Source organism: Paenibacillus sp. oral taxon 786 str. D14 (assembly GCF_000159955.1).
In the GTDB taxonomy this organism is placed as follows: domain Bacteria; phylum Bacillota; class Bacilli; order Paenibacillales; family Paenibacillaceae; genus Fontibacillus; species Fontibacillus phoenicis.
In genome coordinates, this window is sequence record NZ_GG695976.1 from 159,168 (window position 1) to 177,960 (window position 18,793).

General features: G+C 53.8%; 18 protein-coding genes and 8 tRNA genes. 2 read left to right on the plus strand and 24 right to left on the minus strand.

What is annotated here, in order from left to right; translation table 11 throughout:
* Positions 1-103: 103 nt before the first annotated feature.
* The 10 genes from hisJ to POTG_RS11620 all read right to left on the minus strand — a co-directional run bounded on the left by hisJ (position 104) and on the right by POTG_RS11620 (position 9,640).
* Positions 104-934 carry a histidinol-phosphatase HisJ gene (gene hisJ / locus POTG_RS11575; RefSeq protein ID WP_009225016.1) on the minus strand — a complete coding sequence of 277 codons (831 nt, stop codon included), beginning with the start codon at positions 932-934 and terminating at the stop codon, positions 104-106.
* Positions 935-951: 17 nt separating this feature from the next.
* Positions 952-1,647, minus strand: a complete 696-nt coding sequence (gene hisIE, locus POTG_RS11580; protein ID WP_009225017.1) for a bifunctional phosphoribosyl-AMP cyclohydrolase/phosphoribosyl-ATP diphosphatase HisIE — start codon at positions 1,645-1,647, stop codon at positions 952-954.
* Positions 1,644-2,402, minus strand: coding sequence for an imidazole glycerol phosphate synthase subunit HisF (gene hisF, locus POTG_RS11585; RefSeq protein WP_009225018.1), 759 nt, complete (start codon positions 2,400-2,402; stop codon positions 1,644-1,646). The genes hisIE and hisF overlap by 4 nt, the downstream gene beginning before the upstream one ends.
* Positions 2,403-2,450: 48 nt before the next feature.
* The gene (gene hisA, locus POTG_RS11590) at positions 2,451-3,194 is read right to left on the minus strand and encodes a 1-(5-phosphoribosyl)-5-[(5-phosphoribosylamino)methylideneamino]imidazole-4-carboxamide isomerase (RefSeq protein WP_009225019.1); all 744 of its coding nucleotides are present in this window, start codon (positions 3,192-3,194) and stop codon (positions 2,451-2,453) included.
* A 489-nt stretch (positions 3,195-3,683) separates the two neighbouring features.
* The gene (gene hisH, locus POTG_RS11595) at positions 3,684-4,307 is read right to left on the minus strand and encodes an imidazole glycerol phosphate synthase subunit HisH (RefSeq protein WP_009225020.1); all 624 of its coding nucleotides are present in this window, start codon (positions 4,305-4,307) and stop codon (positions 3,684-3,686) included.
* Between the two features lie 3 nt (positions 4,308-4,310).
* Entirely contained in the window at positions 4,311-4,925 is a 615-nt protein-coding gene (gene hisB, locus POTG_RS11600) for an imidazoleglycerol-phosphate dehydratase HisB (protein ID WP_009225021.1), read from the minus strand.
* Positions 4,909-6,222, minus strand: a complete 1,314-nt coding sequence (gene hisD, locus POTG_RS11605) for a histidinol dehydrogenase (protein ID WP_036645116.1) — start codon at positions 6,220-6,222, stop codon at positions 4,909-4,911. The genes hisB and hisD overlap by 17 nt, the downstream gene beginning before the upstream one ends.
* A 66-nt stretch (positions 6,223-6,288) precedes the next feature.
* A complete protein-coding gene (hisG, locus tag POTG_RS11610; protein ID WP_397376636.1) occupies positions 6,289-6,909 on the minus strand; it encodes an ATP phosphoribosyltransferase in 621 nt (206 codons plus the stop codon).
* Between the two features lie 56 nt (positions 6,910-6,965).
* Positions 6,966-8,168, minus strand: a complete 1,203-nt coding sequence (locus POTG_RS11615) for an ATP phosphoribosyltransferase regulatory subunit (protein ID WP_009225024.1) — start codon at positions 8,166-8,168, stop codon at positions 6,966-6,968.
* Positions 8,169-8,422: 254 nt separating this feature from the next.
* Positions 8,423-9,640, minus strand: a complete 1,218-nt coding sequence (locus POTG_RS11620; protein ID WP_009225025.1) for an acyltransferase — start codon at positions 9,638-9,640, stop codon at positions 8,423-8,425.
* A 216-nt stretch (positions 9,641-9,856) separates the two neighbouring features.
* Between POTG_RS11620 and POTG_RS11625 the strand changes: the two genes are divergently transcribed.
* The gene (locus POTG_RS11625) at positions 9,857-10,381 is read left to right on the plus strand and encodes a sigma-70 family RNA polymerase sigma factor (protein ID WP_009225026.1); all 525 of its coding nucleotides are present in this window, start codon (positions 9,857-9,859) and stop codon (positions 10,379-10,381) included.
* 281 nt (positions 10,382-10,662) lie between these two features.
* Complete coding sequence (locus tag POTG_RS11635) at positions 10,663-11,622, plus strand: hypothetical protein (protein ID WP_009225027.1); 960 nt, start codon at positions 10,663-10,665, stop codon at positions 11,620-11,622.
* Between the two features lie 415 nt (positions 11,623-12,037).
* Here the strand turns inward: POTG_RS11635 and POTG_RS11640 are convergent, their stop codons facing one another.
* The 14 genes from POTG_RS11640 to POTG_RS11705 form a co-directional block, all read right to left on the minus strand.
* On the minus strand, positions 12,038-12,526 hold the full coding sequence (locus tag POTG_RS11640; protein WP_009225028.1) for an acyltransferase: 489 nt from the start codon (positions 12,524-12,526) through the stop codon (positions 12,038-12,040).
* Positions 12,523-13,176: a pyrophosphatase PpaX gene (ppaX, locus tag POTG_RS11645; RefSeq protein WP_036645086.1), complete on the minus strand. Its 654-nt coding sequence runs from the start codon at positions 13,174-13,176 to the stop codon at positions 12,523-12,525. The genes POTG_RS11640 and ppaX overlap by 4 nt, the downstream gene beginning before the upstream one ends.
* 7 nt (positions 13,177-13,183) lie before the next feature.
* Positions 13,184-14,224, minus strand: coding sequence for a prolipoprotein diacylglyceryl transferase (gene lgt, locus POTG_RS11650; RefSeq protein ID WP_009225030.1), 1,041 nt, complete (start codon positions 14,222-14,224; stop codon positions 13,184-13,186).
* Between the two features lie 11 nt (positions 14,225-14,235).
* On the minus strand, positions 14,236-15,177 hold the full coding sequence (gene hprK, locus POTG_RS11655; RefSeq protein ID WP_009225031.1) for an HPr(Ser) kinase/phosphatase: 942 nt from the start codon (positions 15,175-15,177) through the stop codon (positions 14,236-14,238).
* Between the two features lie 255 nt (positions 15,178-15,432).
* The gene (locus tag POTG_RS11660) at positions 15,433-16,554 is read right to left on the minus strand and encodes an ABC transporter ATP-binding protein (protein ID WP_009225032.1); all 1,122 of its coding nucleotides are present in this window, start codon (positions 16,552-16,554) and stop codon (positions 15,433-15,435) included.
* Positions 16,555-16,690: 136 nt separating this feature from the next.
* Positions 16,691-17,791, minus strand: coding sequence for a PucR family transcriptional regulator (locus POTG_RS11665; RefSeq protein ID WP_036645119.1), 1,101 nt, complete (start codon positions 17,789-17,791; stop codon positions 16,691-16,693).
* A gap of 133 nt (positions 17,792-17,924) precedes the next feature.
* Positions 17,925-17,997, minus strand: a tRNA-Lys gene (locus POTG_RS11670).
* Between the two features lie 8 nt (positions 17,998-18,005).
* Positions 18,006-18,091: transfer RNA gene (locus POTG_RS11675), tRNA-Tyr, on the minus strand.
* 52 nt (positions 18,092-18,143) lie between these two features.
* Positions 18,144-18,216, minus strand: a tRNA-Phe gene (locus POTG_RS11680).
* An 83-nt stretch (positions 18,217-18,299) separates the two neighbouring features.
* Positions 18,300-18,376 (minus strand) — tRNA-Asp (locus tag POTG_RS11685).
* Between the two features lie 9 nt (positions 18,377-18,385).
* Positions 18,386-18,461, minus strand: a tRNA-Thr gene (locus POTG_RS11690).
* Between the two features lie 34 nt (positions 18,462-18,495).
* Positions 18,496-18,571, minus strand: a tRNA-Val gene (locus POTG_RS11695).
* Between the two features lie 9 nt (positions 18,572-18,580).
* A tRNA-Met gene (locus tag POTG_RS11700) sits at positions 18,581-18,657 on the minus strand.
* A 19-nt stretch (positions 18,658-18,676) separates the two neighbouring features.
* Positions 18,677-18,768 (minus strand) — tRNA-Ser (locus tag POTG_RS11705).
* Between the last annotated feature and the right edge of the window lie 25 nt (positions 18,769-18,793).

The following is an 18,793-nucleotide window of genomic DNA, read 5'->3' on the forward strand; positions in this document are numbered from 1 at the left end:
GAATCCTTATTTATGACATTTAAGACTTGGACATCCCTACACTATTATCGTACATGGATTCGATCGGGGCGTCCAGCAATTTCCAGCCATGGCTTTGGGGCTCTTACTTATCTGCTTCCAAAGGAATCATCGTCCGCCGACGTCCCTTGAACGTCGCCAACTCCCGCACTCCCAGTTTATACAGCAGCGTTCGCGCTTGATCCAAATGTTCGCTCAGCTTCTGGGGATCATGGGCATCCGACCCCACCGTCAGCGGGATCCCCATCTCGATGGCCGCCTGCAAGATCCGCTCGCTAGGGAACATCTCCGCACAAGGCTTCGACAGTCCCGAGGCATTAAGCTCGATCGCGATCCCGGCTTCTTTCACGGCAGCCAAGGCCCGCCGCTCCAGCTCAATCGTCTCTTGCTCCAGCTCCGGCCCAGGCTTGTACCCAAACCGCTTAATGACGTCGAGGTGGCCAAGGAAATCGTAAAACCCGGTTTGCGCCGCTTTGGTCACGGCATCATAGTATTGCGCATATACCGCGAACACATCCTTGCCTTCCCAGTTGTGGACCTGGCGGAAATCCGATACATCCCATTCCCCGAGAAAATGCACCGAACCGATCACATAATCCCACGGATATGCTGTGATGATGCGTTCGATTTGCTCCTCCCAGCCTTCGATATAATCGCCTTCCAGGCCGACGCGTACATCGATCTGCCCGCGGTATTTTTCCTTCAGGCGAAAAGCCTCCTCCACGTACCGCGGCAGCTCCTCCATCGGCATTGCCATTTCCGGATAATAGGCAGCCGGATCCACATGCAGCAGCGGCATATGGTCAGAGACGCCCAGCTGGGACAACCCGATCTCGATCCCTCGGCGGATGTAATCCTCCAGTGCGCCAGCGGCATGACCACAGCGTTCATGATGGGTATGGTAGTCGATCAGCATCTTTTCACCCCTCCGCTTTAGTCACGCCGCGGCCGCTCATGACGCCGCTCCAGCTCCTGCATAATTTCATCCAGCGGCAAATTGCGCTCACGCAGCAACACCAGCAGATGGTAGATCAGGTCGCTGACTTCGTAACGCAGCTCATCGTTATCGCCGTTTTTGGCTGCGATAATTGACTCGGCGGTTTCTTCGCCGACCTTTTTGAGGATTTTATCGAGACCTTTTTCAAACAAATACGTGGTGTACGCCCCTTCGGGACGCTCGGTATAACGCTCCGCAATCAACTGCTCCAGCTCAGCCAGCACCTTGAACCGTTCATCGGCACCGCTCCCCGATCCCGTAGAGGCAGCAGCAGCCGTGCGATAGAAGCACGTAGGCTCTCCCGTGTGGCAAGCCGGCCCGTTCGCAATGACCTCAACGAGCAGCGTATCGCCGTCACAATCATACTTCAAGGCCGTGATCTGCTGCGTGTTGCCGGAGGTCGCCCCTTTGTTCCACAGCTCCGCGCGCGACCGGCTCCAGAACCACGTCTGGCCGGTTTCCACCGATTTGCGCAGCGACTCGCGGTTCATGTAGGCCAGCATTAGCACTTCCTTGCTGCGCGCATCCTGGACAATGGCCGGCACAAGACCGGCTGCATCCCACTTCACCGTCTGCTCCAACGCTTCGATCGGAAGCGAGAGTTGCAGGGTCTGTTGATTTTCTGCGGTCATCGTATCTCCACCCCTTTGGCTTTTAACTCCTGTTTTAAATCCGGTATGGCAATTTCTTTATAGTGAAAAATCGTCGCCGCCAACGCCGCATCCGCAAGTCCTTCGGTAAATACCTCGTAAAAATCTTCCGTCTTCCCCGCCCCGCCCGAGGCGATGACCGGAATCCCTACCGCCCGGCTGACCGCACTGGTCAGCGGCAGATCAAACCCGTCCTTGGTGCCGTCGGCGTCCATGCTCGTCAGCAGTATTTCCCCGGCGCCCCGTTTCTCGGCTTCCCGTACCCACTCCAGCGCACGGATGCCCGTCGGTTTGCGTCCTCCGTGGGTGTACACTTCCCATTCGCCCCACTCGGCGTTATATTTGGCATCTACAGCCACAACGATGCATTGGGAGCCAAAACGGCGTGCCCCGTCCGAGATCAGCTCTGGATTAACGACCGCCGCCGTATTGATGCCGATCTTATCGGCCCCGGCCCGAAGAAGGCGCTTCATATCCTCCACCTGGGAGATCCCGCCGCCCACCGTAAACGGGATGGCGATTTCGCCGGCCGTTTGCTTCACCACCTCGATCATGGTTGCCCGGCCTTCATGCGATGCGGAAATGTCCAGAAAGACGAGCTCATCCGCCCCCTCGCGATCATACAACGCGGCCAGCTCCACCGGATCACCGGCATCGCGCAGTTTCACAAAATTCACGCCTTTGACGACCCGCCCGTCCTTCACGTCCAGACAGGGAATAATTCGCTTTGCGAGCATGCTGGTTCGACTTCCTTTCCGTAATTCGTCTATTCGTTGATTTCGAGATCAACGATTCAAAGCTCCAATCGCCTCGATCGCCTGAGCCAAATCAATATTCCCCGTGTACAGCGCCTTGCCAACGATAGCTCCGCCGATGCCTTGATCTCTGTGGGCAGCGAGGCGCAGCAAATCGTCCTGCACCGTGACGCCGCCGGAGGCAATTACCGTCTTGCCGGACGCCTGGGCCAGAGACAAAATCGCCTCAACGTTAGGCCCTTGCATCATCCCGTCACGGGAGATATCGGTGAAGATAAACGTCTCCGCCCCTTTGGCCGCGAGTTCCTTCGCTAACACTTCCGCCTGAACCTCGGAGGTTTCCAGCCAACCGCGCGTCGCGACGAAGCCGTTTCGGGCATCGATGCCGATCGCGACTTTATCGCCGTAGGTGCCCAGCACCGCCTCAGTGAACACCCGGTCCTCAATCGCCGCCGTACCTAGAATGACCCGGCTCACGCCAAGCGACAACAGCCGCTTAACGTCATCCAGCGTCCGCAGGCCGCCGCCAACCTGGACCGGCACCTGTACGGTGCGAGCGATCTCTCCGATCAGCTCATCATTGACCGGATGCCCCGCCTTCGCGCCGTCTAAATCGACCAAATGGATAAACGACCCGCCTTGGGCTTCCCAAGAACGGGCCACCTCAACCGGGTTCGCGTTATACACCGTTTCACGATCATAATCGCCTTGGACCAGCCGCACACACTTTCCGCCGCGAATGTCGATAGCCGGATAAATAATAAAAGATGACATGATGTTCCTACCTCCCGCCGTTCATGGTTAAAGACTACGTTAAATGAATGTTTGAATGCTCCGCACTGCCCCGTTATATTCCGTAATGGTGCGTAATGCTCCGTGTCAAAGCTACATATCCCGTTTCAAAATAGCGGTAATTTATGGCGTTATTTCAACGCAATCATGCCACTCAGTGAAAATAACGGTATTTCAAGGCGCTATTTCAGCCAAAACCCCAGCACTCGAGCGATTTGCTCCATAATAACGCCACTTTTTACCGCTAATCCTCCGCTAAGCCTGTCTACCCGCAAAAATAAGGCCATAAATTACCGCTAACCTCGGATGGCTCCATGCGAAGCCGCGTTCGCCGCTGGCAGTTGCGTCGGGGGGCGCTTCGTGTGCAACCAGTACGCCATTCGCCCCCAACCATCAAACGCTCCAAGCACACCGGACGCTTCATCGCATCTAGCTGGCGCTTACTGCATCATGCGTGTCGATCTCGCGGCATTACCCCTGCCGCTCCACCAGCGTCAGGAAATTGCGCAGCAACGCCATGCCGAGCTCGCCGCTCTTCTCGGGATGGAACTGCATCCCGAAGACGTTGCCGCGGCCGACGATGGCGGTCACCGGATGGCCGTAGTCGGTCACGGCCAGCACATCCCCCGGCTGCTCCGCCAACACGTGATAAGAGTGGACGAAGTACACATGTCCCTCTTCCAGCCCGGCGAGCAGCGGGTTCTCCGGCTGCAGGAACGACAGCCGGTTCCAGCCCATATGCGGCACCTTGTACCCGTCGGTGCCCGCAAACCGCACCGCTCGGCCCGGCAGCAAGCCCAGCCCCTCGTTCCGCCCATGCTCTTCGCTCTCGCCGAAGAGCAGCTGCATCCCGAGGCAGATGCCGAGCAGCGGTGTCCCCCCAGCGGCCGCCTGCCGCACCACGGCGTCCAAGCCCGACGCGCGCAGATGCTTCATCGCGTCGCCAAAAGCCCCGACGCCCGGCAACAGCACGCCGTCCGCCGCCAGAATCTGCGCCTCGTCTCCGGTAATCGTACCCTCGTAGCCGAGGCGCTCCACCGCCTTGCTCACGCTGTGCAGGTTGCCCATCCCGTAATCGACGATGGCAATCTTCATCGGCTACAGCACTCCCTTCGTCGACGGCACCCCGCTGACGCGCGGGTCAATGCTCGTCGCCTCGTCAAGCGCCCGTCCGAGCGCTTTGAACACCGCCTCGATCATGTGATGCGTGTTCTGGCCATAGTGCACGATCACGTGTAGCGTAATCCGCGCCTCCAGCGCCAGCTTCCACAGAAACTCATGGACAAGCTGAACGTCAAAGCTGCCCACCCGGTCCGAAGGATACTCCGCCCGGTATTCGAAATGCGGACGGTTGCTGACGTCAATCACCACTTGCGCCAACGCCTCGTCCATCGGAATAAACACGCTGGAATAACGTTTGATCCCTTTTTTATCGCCTAGCGCCTCCCGGATCACCTGACCCAGACAGATACCGATATCCTCCACCGTGTGGTGGTCGTCGATTTCGATATCGCCGCGCGCCTGAACCGAGAGATCAAAATGTCCGTGCTTCGTGAACAAATCCAGCATATGGTTCAAAAAAGGCACGTCCGTCTCCAACTGCGCGTTCCCGCTCCCATCCACCGCAAAGGTCAGTTGAATATCCGTTTCGTTCGTTGTGCGGCTGATGCTCGCTTGGCGTGGCGCCGCTCCCCCGTTATTGTTGCCTGCCATCTTCGTTCCCCGCCTTTCCTTCTTGCTGCAGCCGGATTTCGATCGCCCGGGCATGGCCTTCCAGCCCTTCCCGCCGCGCCAGCTCCATAATGGTTGCTCCGTTCTCCAGCAGCGCTTCCTTGCTATAGTAAATCAGACTTGATTTCTTAATAAAATCGTCCACATCCACCGGTGACGAGAATCTCGCCGTGCCGTTGGTCGGAATGATATGGTTCGGACCGGCAAAATAATCCCCCACCGGCTCCGAGCTGTACGGTCCGAGGAAAATCGCCCCGGCATTTTCCACCTGCCCCAGATAGCTCATCGGATTGTCCACGATCAGCTCAAAATGCTCCGGCGCCAGCTGATTAATCACGTCGATCCCGGCTTCCACCGTATCGACGAGAATGATCGCGCCGTAGCGCTCGATCGAAGCTCCGGCGATCGCCTTGCGCGGCAGCGCGGCCAGCTGCCGCTCCATCTCGGCCTGGCACGCCTTCGCAAACGCCTCCGACGGCGTCACGAGGATCGCCGACGCCATCTCGTCGTGTTCGGCCTGGGACAACAGATCCGCCGCCACATAGGCGGGATCGGCGCTGTCATCGGCCAGCACGGCGATTTCACTAGGACCGGCGATACTGTCGATATCGACGACACCGTATACTTCGCGTTTAGCCAGCGCGACGTAAATGTTCCCCGGCCCGCAGATCTTATCAACGGGCCGGATCGCGTCCGTGCCATAAGCGAGCGCCGCAATCGCTTGGGCCCCGCCGACCCGATAGATCTCGTGTACGCCGGCTTCCGCTGCGGCCACGAGGATGTACGGGTCGATCCCGGCTTTGCCGCCCGTCGCCGGCGGCGTCACCATCACGATCTCCGGCACGCCGGCCACCTGTGCGGGAATCACGTTCATGAGCACGGAAGACGGGTAGGCCGCCTTCCCGCCGGGAACGTACACGCCGACCCGCTTTAACGGTCGGATGATTTGTCCCAGCAAGCTCCCGTCCGGCTGCAAATCCATCCAGGAGTTGCGCTTCTGCCGGGCGTGGAACGCCCGGATGTTCTCGGCCGCCCCCCGGATCGCCGTCACGAACGTCGGCTCCACGGCCGCATACGCCGCTTCCAGCTCCTCCTTCGTCACGCGCAGCCCGGACGCCTCCAACTTCATGCCGTCAAACTGCTCCGTGTACCGGAGCAAGGCCGCGTCCCCTTCCGCTTTCACCGCTTGGACGATCGCTTTCACCGCTTCGTTTCGCTCCGGCGAGCCGTATTCCGCTTCCCGCCGCAAATCAAAATCCTGTGCCGATATTAGTTTCATCATCCGGCATCCCCCTGCTTTCTTCATCCTTATAAGTTCTCGTATCTGCCTTAACCTGCCTCAATCTCAAGCCTGCGAGACTTCATCCCGTTGAATCACCTTGCTCAGCGCATCACACACGGCCTGAATTTCAGCGTTTTTCATCCGATAGCTGACACGGTTCGCAACTAAACGGCTGGTGATGTCAAAGATCTTCTCCAACTCAACCAATCCGTTCTCCTTCAGCGTCTGCCCGGTCTCCACCATATCGACGATCCGGTCGGCAAGGCCGATGAGCGGCGCCAGCTCAATCGAGCCGTTCAGCTTAATGACCTCAACCTGCTGCCCATGCTCGCGGAAGAACTGCGACGCTACGTTCGGATACTTCGTTGCGACCCGCTGTTGAATCCCCGGCTTCCAATCCGGCAGCGCAATAACTGACATGCGGCAACGAGCGATGCCCAGGTCAAGCAGCTCGTAGACGTCTCGATTTTCCTCCATCAGTACGTCTTTGCCAACGATCCCGATATCAGCTACCCCGTATTCCACGTAAGTCGGCACGTCTACCGGCTTCGCGAGAATGAACTCCATGCCGATGTCCGGAAGCGGAATGACCAGCTTGCGCGTTTCATCCACATCGTCTGGGATCTCGATTCCCGCCTCGCGGAACAAGGCGGAAGCTTTTTTATAAATACGCCCCTTGGGCATAGCGACTTTAATAATTTGTTTCAATGGATTGTGCCCTCCTTTTCAGGCAGCTGCCTTCACTCAAAGCTGACAAACGTCAGGATATCGCCGTATGCCGGTCCCAGCGGCCCCGCCTTCCGCACCGACTCCGGCGCACTGAGCAGATCCTCCGGCCCCTCCGCACGGCGCATTAGCACGCTGCAGCCTTCACTGCGCAGCCGCTCCGCTTCAGCAAACGCCCGTTTCCGGTTCGGCACATCATATTGCAGCACCACCGGCAGCTCCGGTTCCGTCTCCAGCCCGCCGACTCCGTCGAGAATCCGGTTCGTCTTCAGTGAGAATCCCGTAGCCGGCGCAGGTCGTCCGAACTGCTGCAGCAGATTGTCATACCGCCCGCCGCTGCACACCGGGAAACCCAGCTCTGCGGCATAACCCTCAAACGTCATCCCCGTATAGTAGGAGAAATCTCCAATCATCGTCAGGTCGATCATCACATGTTCGGCCACGCCAAAATCCTCCAAGGCATCCCACACCTGGCTCAGATGTTGAACCGAGGATTGGGCCAAGGGATTGCGGCTCAGCTCCAGTGCTTGGCCGCAGATTTCTTTCCCGCCGCGCAGACGGAGAATCCCTTCGAGCTCGTCACGCTGCTCTTGCGAGAGAGACAACTGGGAGAGTGTTTCCCGATAACCTACAAAATCGCGATGCAGTAGCCCAGCCTTTAAAGCCTCTTGAATATCTTCCCGTCCCGGGACCGCGTCCTCCAGCAAACCGTTCAGGAAGCCGACATGCCCGACAGCGATCTTAAATGATTTCACGCCCGCAGCCTGCAGCGAGGCCACTGCCAAGGCGATCACCTCGGCGTCCGCATCCGGAGAATCATCTCCTACCAATTCAACCCCGGTTTGATAAAACTCCGCTTCCCGTCCCGCCTCTTCCTCGATCGCCCGGAATACGTTAGCGTGATACGACAAGCGAAGCGGCAACGGCTCTTCCTTCAACAACGAAGCGACGACTCGGGCGATAGGTGCCGTCATATCGGAACGGAGTACCATCGTGGTCCCCCGGTTATTTAACAATTTAAACAGCTTCTGATCCGACGTCGAGCTGGCTACGCCCACGGTATCGTAATATTCCATCGTAGGCGTCATGATTTGCCGGTATCCCCAGCCGGCCATGCAATCCAGCACACGCCGTTCGATCGCCCGCAGCTTATCCACGGCAAAAGGCAGATAATCGCGGACACCCGCCGGTTTTTCAAAGCCTTTTGGTTTCGACAATTGTTTCACCTCACCGTTTTTTCTCTCTTATGTGAAATTTCTTTATTATATTAAAGTACTACCATACTACCAAATTAAAGAGTAGCCCAATTTTATCATAATTCCTTTTAGACCGTCAATTGCTTCTCCCCGGTCGACTTCTCGATTTAGCCTGCCCTACAGTATTCCCCAAGCGAGGGTCAAAACCCTTGCGATCTCTCGATCCATACAAAAAAACCGGCCGGGTACGCCCGGACCGGTTCAACTGATCGAAGTTACATATTTGCGCCAACGGATGGACTTTGTCCGCTTTCCTGCGGTCCGGACGGTTTATTTTTGCGTAAGGAAGCCGGTACACTCCCCAGAAACCACGCGGCAAACGGCAGCCGCCGGAAGCACAACTGCACGAACCCCCACGAAAGAAATAGAGCTGCCAGGGAACCGACGATGATATAAATCAGGTAGCCATAGGAAGCACCGGGCAGCCGTTGTTCATTCCAGAAGAGCCGGTACGCGAACAACACGACGGGATGAAACAAATAGATCCCGAAGGAGAGCTCACCCACCCGGGTCAGCGTCCGAACCCAGAAGGCCGAGCCTTTTCTCTGAATGTAAAATGCCGCCTTGAGCAGCACTAACGCCGAGAACATCGTGTGAACGTTCCATAACAATTCAAACCATAAGGTGTTGGGAGAAGCATAACCTTGGCGGTATACATACCAGATCTGGACATGAACGAAGGCAACGGCCAGCCATCCGATCCACAACGCGGCGGTCCATCCCTTTTGGGATTTGGTCATTTCCTTCCAGTCCGTATTCAGCCAACCCTTAAGTTTGCTGAAGAAAATCGCCAGCACCGCACCTAACATGTAATACCCCATATAGCTCAGTGCGTAGCTCCCTTTATTCGGCAGATGCAGCTGATATTTGTTCCAGAATACGAAGCCCCACTGCAGCGCAAGACCAAAAGGTAAAATAAGCGCAAGCAAGAAGCGGCGATTCCGAAAGGACTGGAATAACCACAAGAAGAGCGGGAACAACAGGTAGAACTGAATGCTGATAAATACGAAGTAGAGGTGGGTGTAGGCCGTGCCGGTCAGCAGTGCCGTCCCCAGCGACTTCAATTCATACATCTTGGAGTTATTGACAAAATCGTTGCGGTAAATAGCTATTAACATGAAATAACAACAGGAGACCAGTAGATAGGGCAAGATGATATAGGTCAGACGCTTCTTGTAGAATTTGCTTACCAGCTTGCGACTAATCGGCTGATCGTAATAATTGTAAAAAAGGACGAAACTGCTGAGAAGGATAAACGACGGGGTGCCGATTTTAAAGAAAATGTTCATCCAATTATAAAAGTAGTAGACCGGTGAATTCAGCGCTTGTTCTGCCGCCGCGAACGATGAAGCGTGCACCTGGATGACGCTGAAGATCGCTAACGCGCGAAAGATGTCCAGCTGCGGCAAACGTTCCTTGACCACCTTGCTCACTCAACCAACCCCTGTTCATAATTAAGAAGAAGCCTGATTTATGTACTACTAGACGTCTGGGCTTGAGAAAAGTTTCTCTAGCACTCTCTTCACTATACCAAAAGTTGGACGATCATAAAACCGTTTGGCCTTCTTGCCCGTCTTTACATAGGGAATCAAATTACCGGCCGGTAACCCTGTTTCGCTGCATTTTACATGGGAAGGAAGGAGCCCGAATTGGAAGAGAGAGAATGGGCTGCCGCTGCCTGCAGCGGAGACGAACAAGCCTTTTATCAGTTAATATCCCTGCACCGGCGTAAGCTCTACGGCATTGCTTACAGCTATTTACGCAATGAATCGGACGCTCTGAAGGCCATCCAGGAAACGGTGTGCAAGGCCTGGATCAAATGTCGGCGCTTAAAGGACCCTGAGGCTTTTATTCCATGGCTGATCCGAATTTTGGTTCATTGCTGCATCGACGAATTGAAAAGGCGGAAACGGGTTCTTCCGTACGTGGCAGAGCGAATGCAAACAAAGGGAGAAATGGTGAGCGTGTTCAAAATGGATCTGGACTCCGCGCTGGACCAGCTTAAGCCAAAATATCGCCATGTCCTCACCTTGAAGTATTATCAAGACATGACCTTAACGGAGATTGCCCGGGTGCTGGACTGTCCGGAGGGGACGGTTAAGACCTGGCTGCATCAGGGCCTCAAGCAGCTTCGCCGCCATATGCATGTGGGAGGTGAATTGTATTATGGTTGATCGGGAGGAAGACCAGCTTGCCTGTTATTTTGATGGGATCCGTCTAGCCGAGAAGCAAATCCTAGACGAGAAACTGGACGCTGCGATCCAGCGTGGTCTAGAACAGGGGCGAAGCCTCCGTAGCAGATGGCGTGTGCACCGAGGGTGGGCATGGATCTCTGGAACTGCCGGGGTGATCGCGGTTTGTATGCTGATGTTATTCATCTGGCATGGCGGAATACCTCTTGTCGGTTCAATAACCACTACCGCGAGTTCTACCGATGCGATCCCAAGTTATGTAGATGCGAAAAAAACTCGATAACGACATTCATTTGTGGCTATTAGATGCTCATGGAAATACATTTGATCATTTACCTGTGTTTCTTCCCGTTGGTACGTATCCCGTCGGCTCTGTCACCCATTTAAAGTACACATTAAATATCGAAGATCCCGATGCACCGAATCGTCTGGTGTTATCCGTAGGTACGGAGGAATCCAACGAGAAGCCTATCAGCCAAATACCAATTGAATGGAACAGCCGACCTTATACCAGAATGAAGAAGACCGTTCCAGTTAACCAAATCGCGACTATCTACGGCCAATCATTAACGATTGATCAAATAGTTATCCGCCCGTTGAGTACGACGATCCTGTTCAAGCCTCAGAAGAGCGTGAATCAATGGATGTCCCAACCTGTTAAAGCCAAACTATATTTAGGTGGAGAAGGCGAAGCAGAATTCCGACGGTATGCCCCGCTACGAAGCCTGATCTATGATTATCAGAAGGGATCTCCCGATGCGTTTCTTACCGGACTTGAATTTGAGAGTATCTATGACAAGGATTGGAAAGAAGTGACACTCGAAATTGATAATTTTGGCGTCTATCCTTTGAAACAGAGATCCTTTAGCCTGTGGGTAGATGCAGATAAGGAGCAGCTTTTCATTCTTGATCCGTCCGTCAAACAAGTGGAGGTACTTGAACACGAAAATGTCATCGAATTGGTTCTCCATATGAACCCAACTCCGGATAATCATTTAAGTAAGCCTTATACCGTGGACGAGTACTTCAACGACAATCAAGCCAAATCCGTTTATCGTATCCTTCAAGATGAGCACTCTCCCATGTATTCACTGGATGGGGACAACGAAACGATTCGCTTCAAAATAGAGAAACGCGATTATGTCCAGCCCTTGCACATTACCATAATGGAAGACTTCGACAGTTCCTATAAACCCCAAGAATTCAAAATCCCTCTAAAGTAACACACAAAAGCGGTCCCATCCGGCAAATTGCCGGGCTCAGGACCGCTTTTTTACGCTGGTGTCCGTAGCTGCCGCGTAGACTTTCAGATTTACTCCGCGACATCGTCGCCGCACCTCATGCCTTCGGACTTCGATTGCCCCAGACAGAGGAACGGCAGCTTAGCATCTAACGCTTACCACAAAGCTTATATCAGCCAAAATCAACGTTTTACGATTCTAACGCTGACCACCATGCTTATTGTTCCATTCTGCTGCCGAAATCAAGTGTTTTCTTCGAAATAGCGCTGCTCAGCGTCGTTAGAAGTTTCATCGCACCAAAATCGTCACAATAGCGCTCCTGATCAGCGTTAGCGCATCAGCAGATGTGGGTTGGGCCACATCGGGCTCCTGATGACATGAGGCATGCCTGCATCAACTAGGGATTCTTCCGCTCCAGCACCCGCAGCGGGTTGCCGCCGACAAACGCGCCCGGAGCCACGTCCTTATGTACCACCGATCCGGCGGCGACGACCGCCCCGTCTCCGATGGTCACGCCCGGGAGGATCGTGCTGTTCGCACCGATCATCACCTCATCGCCGATCCGCACCTCACCCAAGCGGTATTCCTTGATCAAATACTCATGGGCGAGAATCGTCGTGTTGTACCCGATCACCGAATTGCGTCCAACCGTAATCAGCTCCGGGAAAAACACATCCACCATCACCATCAACCCAAACGCGGTATGCTCGCCTACCTTCATGCCAAGAACCCGACGGTAGATGGCATTCTTCAGCGATAATATCGGGCAATACCGGGCGATTTGGATAAAAATAAAGTTCCGGACGCCCTTCCACGGGCTTACCGTCCGGTACAACTGCCAGAGTGCGTTGGGTCCTTCAACCGGATAACGCTTAACTCGTCTCACGATCTCACCGGCTCCAAGCCTAGGATCCCATAGAGATCTTTCATCTCTTGGAGGATGTAATCCGGATTATACTGACGCAGCACCGCCTCGCCTTTTAACGACCAGGCTACACCGGCCGCCTGCACACCCGCCGCCTTCGCGCATTGCAGATCGGCTGCACTATCGCCCACCATCAACGTGTGCTTAGGATCAGCGCCCAGCTCGCGCAACGCCGTTAGAATCGGCTCCGGATGCGGCTTCGGATGCTTGACATCCTCCACCGTCACGATCGATTTCATATACGGTTTTAACCCGAACATGTTTAAGGCGAGCATCGTCGTCTCCTTAATCTTCGTCGTGACAATCCCCATCGTGATCCCCCGTTCGTGCAGATCGGAGATCACTTCCTTCACTTGCGGAAATTCACGGATCAGTTCATCATGACGCTCCCGGTTATATTTCCGGTAATCTGCCACCAGATCCGCTACATCCTCACGGCCTGAGAACACTTGCAACTGGTGCTCCAACGTTTGTCCCATATGCGGGATAATTTCTTCTCTCGTGCGCGGCTGGAAGCCATGCTTATCAATGACGTGCAAAAAGGTTGTAATGATCAGTTCATTGGTATCGATGATCGTTCCATCAAGATCAAATAACACGGTGTTTATCATGTGGCTGCTACTCCTTCTTGTCTTCCGGCGCTTCCGCCAACTCCTCCACAGTCGTTTCCTCCGTCTTAGACAGCTTCGCTTGCTCAGATTCAGCCGCTCCACCCGTTACCGGCAAAGCATCCGCTGCGGCGGCTTTCGTAGATATAATAGGATCACTGTAATACGGCAGGTCACGAACGGTACTGCGACGTACGATAATGAAGATGATCGCCGCAACCACAATGCCCAAGGCAAGCAGCTGGGAAATGCGAACGTTGCCGTAAGAAGGCGCCAGATACCCTTGTTCGAATCCAAGCCAGGTCATTGGCGTCCATAGCCCATTCACGAACGACGCTAGCCAGGATGCTCCCTGGAACGCTAAGCTGTCCGTCCGCAACGCTTCAATGAAGAATCGTCCGATCGAATACCAGATGAAATACGAGGCGAACAATTCCCCTGCGCGCAAAAATTTCTGTCTGCGCAAAATCATCAGCAAGATCAAGCCCACCAGGTTCCACAACGATTCATACAGAAACGTCGGGTGATGGAATGTCCCCTGCACGTTCATTTGATTCACAATAAATGAAGGTAAATGCAGGTTGTCGCGAAGGAAGCTCTCCGTTGTTGGTCCGCCATAAGCTTCCTGGTTCACGAAGTTCCCCCAGCGCCCAATCATCTGCCCCACAATCAGGGAAGGCGCACAAATATCAGCGATCCGCCAGAAGTTATAGCCGCGACGCCGAACATAGATCACCGCGCAGATGATCGCGCCGATCAGCGCCCCGTAAATGGCGATACCGCCGTTCCAGATTTTAAATACATCCCAGAAGTTATCCTTGTAATCGTCCCACATAAACGCGACGTAATAAATCCGCGCGGCGACAATCGCCGACGGTACACCCAATAACAGCAAGTCCATAAAAAACTCCTGAGGGATGCGAAACCGCTTCCCTTCCGAAACGGCTAACAAAAGGCCGACCAAAGCCGCGCAGCCCAGAATCAGGCCATACCAGTGTACTTTCAAGCCCCCGATGGAAAAAGCGATCGGGTCTAATAACAAAGTGCCCATCGTTCACGCTCCTACTCCAAATCGTCGATATCTTCCGAAATCGTTTCGGTCAGTTTTGTCGTAAACTGCAGCGCGGCGTTATACCCCATTCGCTTTAAACGGAAGTTCATCGCGGCTACCTCGATAATCACGGCCAAGTTCCGTCCAGGACGTACCGGGATCGTCACCAGCGGCACATCAGTATCGATAATCCGCGTTGTCTCTTCATCCAGACCTAATCGGTCATACTGCTTCTCTTGTTGCCAGGCTTCCAGTCTCACGACCAACGAAATTCGCTTGTTGTTGCGGATGGCCCCGGCACCAAACAACGTCATGACGTTAATGATCCCCACACCGCGGATTTCCAGCAGGTGGCGAATGAGTTCAGGTGCCGTACCGTGTAATTGGTTATCCGACGTTTGTCGGATTTCTACGGCATCGTCCGCAATCAGGCGGTGACCGCGCTTAACCAGCTCAAGTGCCGTTTCACTCTTCCCGATCCCGCTGCTGCCGGTAATCAGCATCCCAACGCCATAGACGTCAACAAGGACCCCGTGAATCGTTGCGGTTGGTGCCAGCTTCCGTTCTAGGAAACTGGTGATCCGGCTCGACAGGATCGTCGTCGCCATACTGCTACGAAGGACCGGAATCTGCTTCTCTGAACTGATCTCAATCAGTTCCTCTGGAACCTTCCAAGAGCGGGTGACGATGATGCAGGGCGTCTCCTCGCTGCTGCATAGCCGTTCCATCCGATCTTTCCGTTCCTTCTCTGGAAGCATCTCGAAGAAGGCCAGCTCCGTTTTCCCCAGAATCTGAACGCGCTCCGGCGGATGGTATTCAAAATACCCGGCCATCTCCAGGCCCGGACGATACAAATCGTCGACCGTGATCGCACGTTTTAAACCCTGCTCTCCGGAAACCACCTCGAGCCCGAATTGGTTCACTAATTCGGATACTTTCACTTTTTTAGCCATGGTGCTCTTCCTTTCCCCTGCCGGCATTCAAAATGAGGCTGCCCGTCAACAACGGGCTCCGGCTCCGATATCAGCTGCCTTATTGGCATTTATTCATCTTTGTACGAGATCACTTAATGTATTCATCGTATAGGAAATTGTCACGTAAATCAATCATTGGGCCGAGTGCCACCCAGGGATCGTCCAACTGCCGCTTCTTGCTCCCGATTAACAAAAAAACCGCCCCGAAGGGCGGTTTCTTCATCGCTTAACGGATTAGCTGAAGAACACGTTGCGTTCTGTTTCTTTGTCGAAGATATGAATTTTGTTCATATCGATCGCCAGTTTAACGTTGTCGCCTTCACGTGTATTGGAACGGCCGTCCACACGAGCGATCAAACCGTCGCTGCCTGCACCGTTCAGGTACAATTGCATTTCGTGACCCAGGTTTTCCGTCAGATACACGTTAGCAGTAAATGTCGTTTGCGGCGAAGCTTCCAGGAACACTGGCTCTTCATGGATGTCCTCAGGACGAATGCCCATGATAACGTCTTTGCCGATGTAGCCTTTGTCTCTCAGGATCGTTGCTTTGCCTTGAGGCACAACAACGTCCATGTTGGTAGCTTTGAAACGAACGGTGCCCGCTTCTTCCACCAAAGTACCGTTGACGAAGTTCATCGTAGGCGAGCCGATAAAGCCAGCTACGAAAATGTTGCCTGGTTGGTTGTACAGCTCTTCTGGAGAAGCAGCTTGTTGGATGATACCGTCATGCATAACGACGATCCGGTCACCCATCGTCATAGCTTCGATTTGGTCGTGTGTTACGTAGATGCAAGTCGTTTCCAGACGTTTAACCAGTTTCGTGATTTCCGCGCGCATTTGACCGCGCAGCTTAGCATCCAAGTTGGAAAGCGGTTCGTCCATCAGGAACACTTGAGGATCGCGGACAATGGCGCGGCCCAAGGCAACCCGTTGACGTTGACCACCGGAAAGAGCTTTCGGTTTGCGATCCAGCAAATGCTCGATGTCGAGGATTTTTGCCGCTTCGCGAACGCGACGGTCGATTTCGTCTTTCTTCACTTTACGAAGTTTCAAACCGAACGCCATGTTTTGATATACGTTCATGTGCGGATACAGCGCGTAGGATTGGAATACCATCGCGATGTCGCGGTCTTTCGGAGCAACGTCGTTTACGACGCGGTCGCCGATGTACAATTTACCTTCGGTAATTTCCTCCAAACCAGCGATCATCCGAAGCGTTGTGGATTTACCGCAACCGGAAGGTCCTACCAGTACGAGGAATTCCTTATCCTTGATATCGAGGTTGATGTCTTCTACGGTTGCTTTAGCAGCACCCGGGTATTTTTTGTAAATGTGTTCTAAACGTACGCCTGCCATGTCTTCGTCCTCCCATTACTTAAATTTGGTGGTATTAGGGTATTGGTTCTATGACTTTTATGAAATCGGATACATTTTATATTTATATATTAGACGATAGGGGGCTGCCCATCCATCCACAAACTGCACAAAAATCTTAAAGCCTTTTCGTCACTTTATACAATAGCAGCTCCAACTTGACCAAAACCGCGTCGTTAAACGTTCTTACATCCAGCCCAGTTTCCTGTTTGAATTTATCTATCCGGTATAATAACGTGTTTCGGTGAATATATAGCCGTTTCGCGGTTTCACTCACATTGCAATCCAACGCAAAAAAAGTCTCCAACGTGGTCCGTATCTCCTCATCCTGCAGCAAATCTGCGCGATCCCCAAGCTCCAAAGCAAATTGCCGGCGTTGCTCCTCCGGTATGCTGTACACCAGCCGCTCCAGCCTCAGCTCCCAGGGAAAATGGATGGGGGCCGTTACATTAAACATCCGGCCGAGGGCCAACGTCTGACGCAAGAACAACGTGGCGGAGACCAATTCGGTCTCAGCAATTAAGGCACTTCCGACCGTAAGGTGAAATCCTCCAACCCATTCGTTCGTCACAAGCTCGTATAAGCCTTGGCATAAAGCTGCCATCAAGTCACGTTCCGTTTCCGCCGCCTCTTCGCTCTCCTCCCGCAGGCTCATAAACAGCTCTTCGCCCAGCAGAATCAGCCAAGCTTCTTTTAGCGGAGCCAGGATCACTTCGCCTCCGAAGTAACTCTTCAACAGCTTGTTCAACTTCGAAAATGAAATGGCCTGTCCTTGCCCCGAACTTTCCCAATTCAGCAAAAAGGGCAACATCCTTCCCTTGAGCTTCACCTTCAAGGTCAAGTGATCAGGCAGCGGCTGGGTCAGCTCCCCTTGCTCCAAACGCTCCTCCAGCCATTCGCCCAGCTGGATGCTGCGCATCTCATCCTCCCGCTTCAAGTTAGGTGAGGGGGTTGCCGTTTCTCGGGCAGCAGTCAGGAGCATTTGAATCAATCGGGCCTCAGACTCCGTTACTGTGGCAGCCTCCGATTCAAGTACGCGTACGCTTCCTTGTTGATGTTCCACGAACCATACCCATCGTTCGTCCACGCGATATGGCCCGGGCTCCGAGGAATTCGCTGCTCTAACAACATCGTTCCAGTCCTTTGCCTCCCAAACGCTCTCCGACAGCGACGTACCGATGACGCTCTCCACTTGTTGCTTTAGCAATTTGATCTCCATAGCGTAGCCTTTCTTTCCATGCGTTTTCGAGTTCATTAGACTCATTTTATCATAACCGCCGAAGCAAACCGAACTCCTCGTCCTGCCTTAAGCGCAAAAAAGCCGTCAACCCTAAGGTTAACGGCTTTGATCATGAGCCATGAAGGACTCGAACCTTCGACACCCTGATTAAAAGTCAGGTGCTCTACCAACTGAGCTAATGGCTCATAAAAACTGGTGGAGGCTGATGGATTCGAACCACCGAACTCGTCAGAGAACAGATTTACAGTCTGCTGCGTTTGGCCACTTCGCTAAGCCTCCATATGAATTATGCTGTCCAGTTCAGTCCAATATGATGCTGGAAGCATAAAAGTGGCTCGGGACGGAATCGAACCGCCGACACGAGGATTTTCAGTCCTCTGCTCTACCAACTGAGCTACCGAGCCATAAATTACACGGTAAAATCCCAAAAAAATAAAGCGGTGAAGTTGAACACTTTCCCACTTTACGGTGGAAATATTCAAATAAATGGCGGAGCCGACGGGATTCGAACCCGCGGTCTCCTGCGTGACAGGCAGGCATGTTAGGCCTCTACACCACGGCTCCGCAAGAAAATGGTGCCGGCGAGAGGACTTGAACCCCCAACCTACTGATTACAAGTCAGTTGCTCTACCAATTGAGCTACACCGGCACGGTGTAAACTATGATGTTTCAAGTAAAGATCATGGTGGAGGCTGAGGGGATCGAACCCCCGACCCTCTGCTTGTAAGGCAGATGCTCTCCCAGCTGAGCTAAGCCTCCGAAATGTTATGGTAGCGGCGGAGGGGATCGAACCCCCGACCTCACGGGTATGAACCGTACGCTCTAGCCAGCTGAGCTACGCCGCCACAGATAAGCTTGTACAAATGGCGGAGAGAGAGGGATTCGAACCCTCGCACCGCTTACGCAGTCTAACCCCTTAGCAGAGGGTCCCCTTATAGCCACTTGGGTATCTCTCCAAACCATAAAAAATCAAGGTTTAAT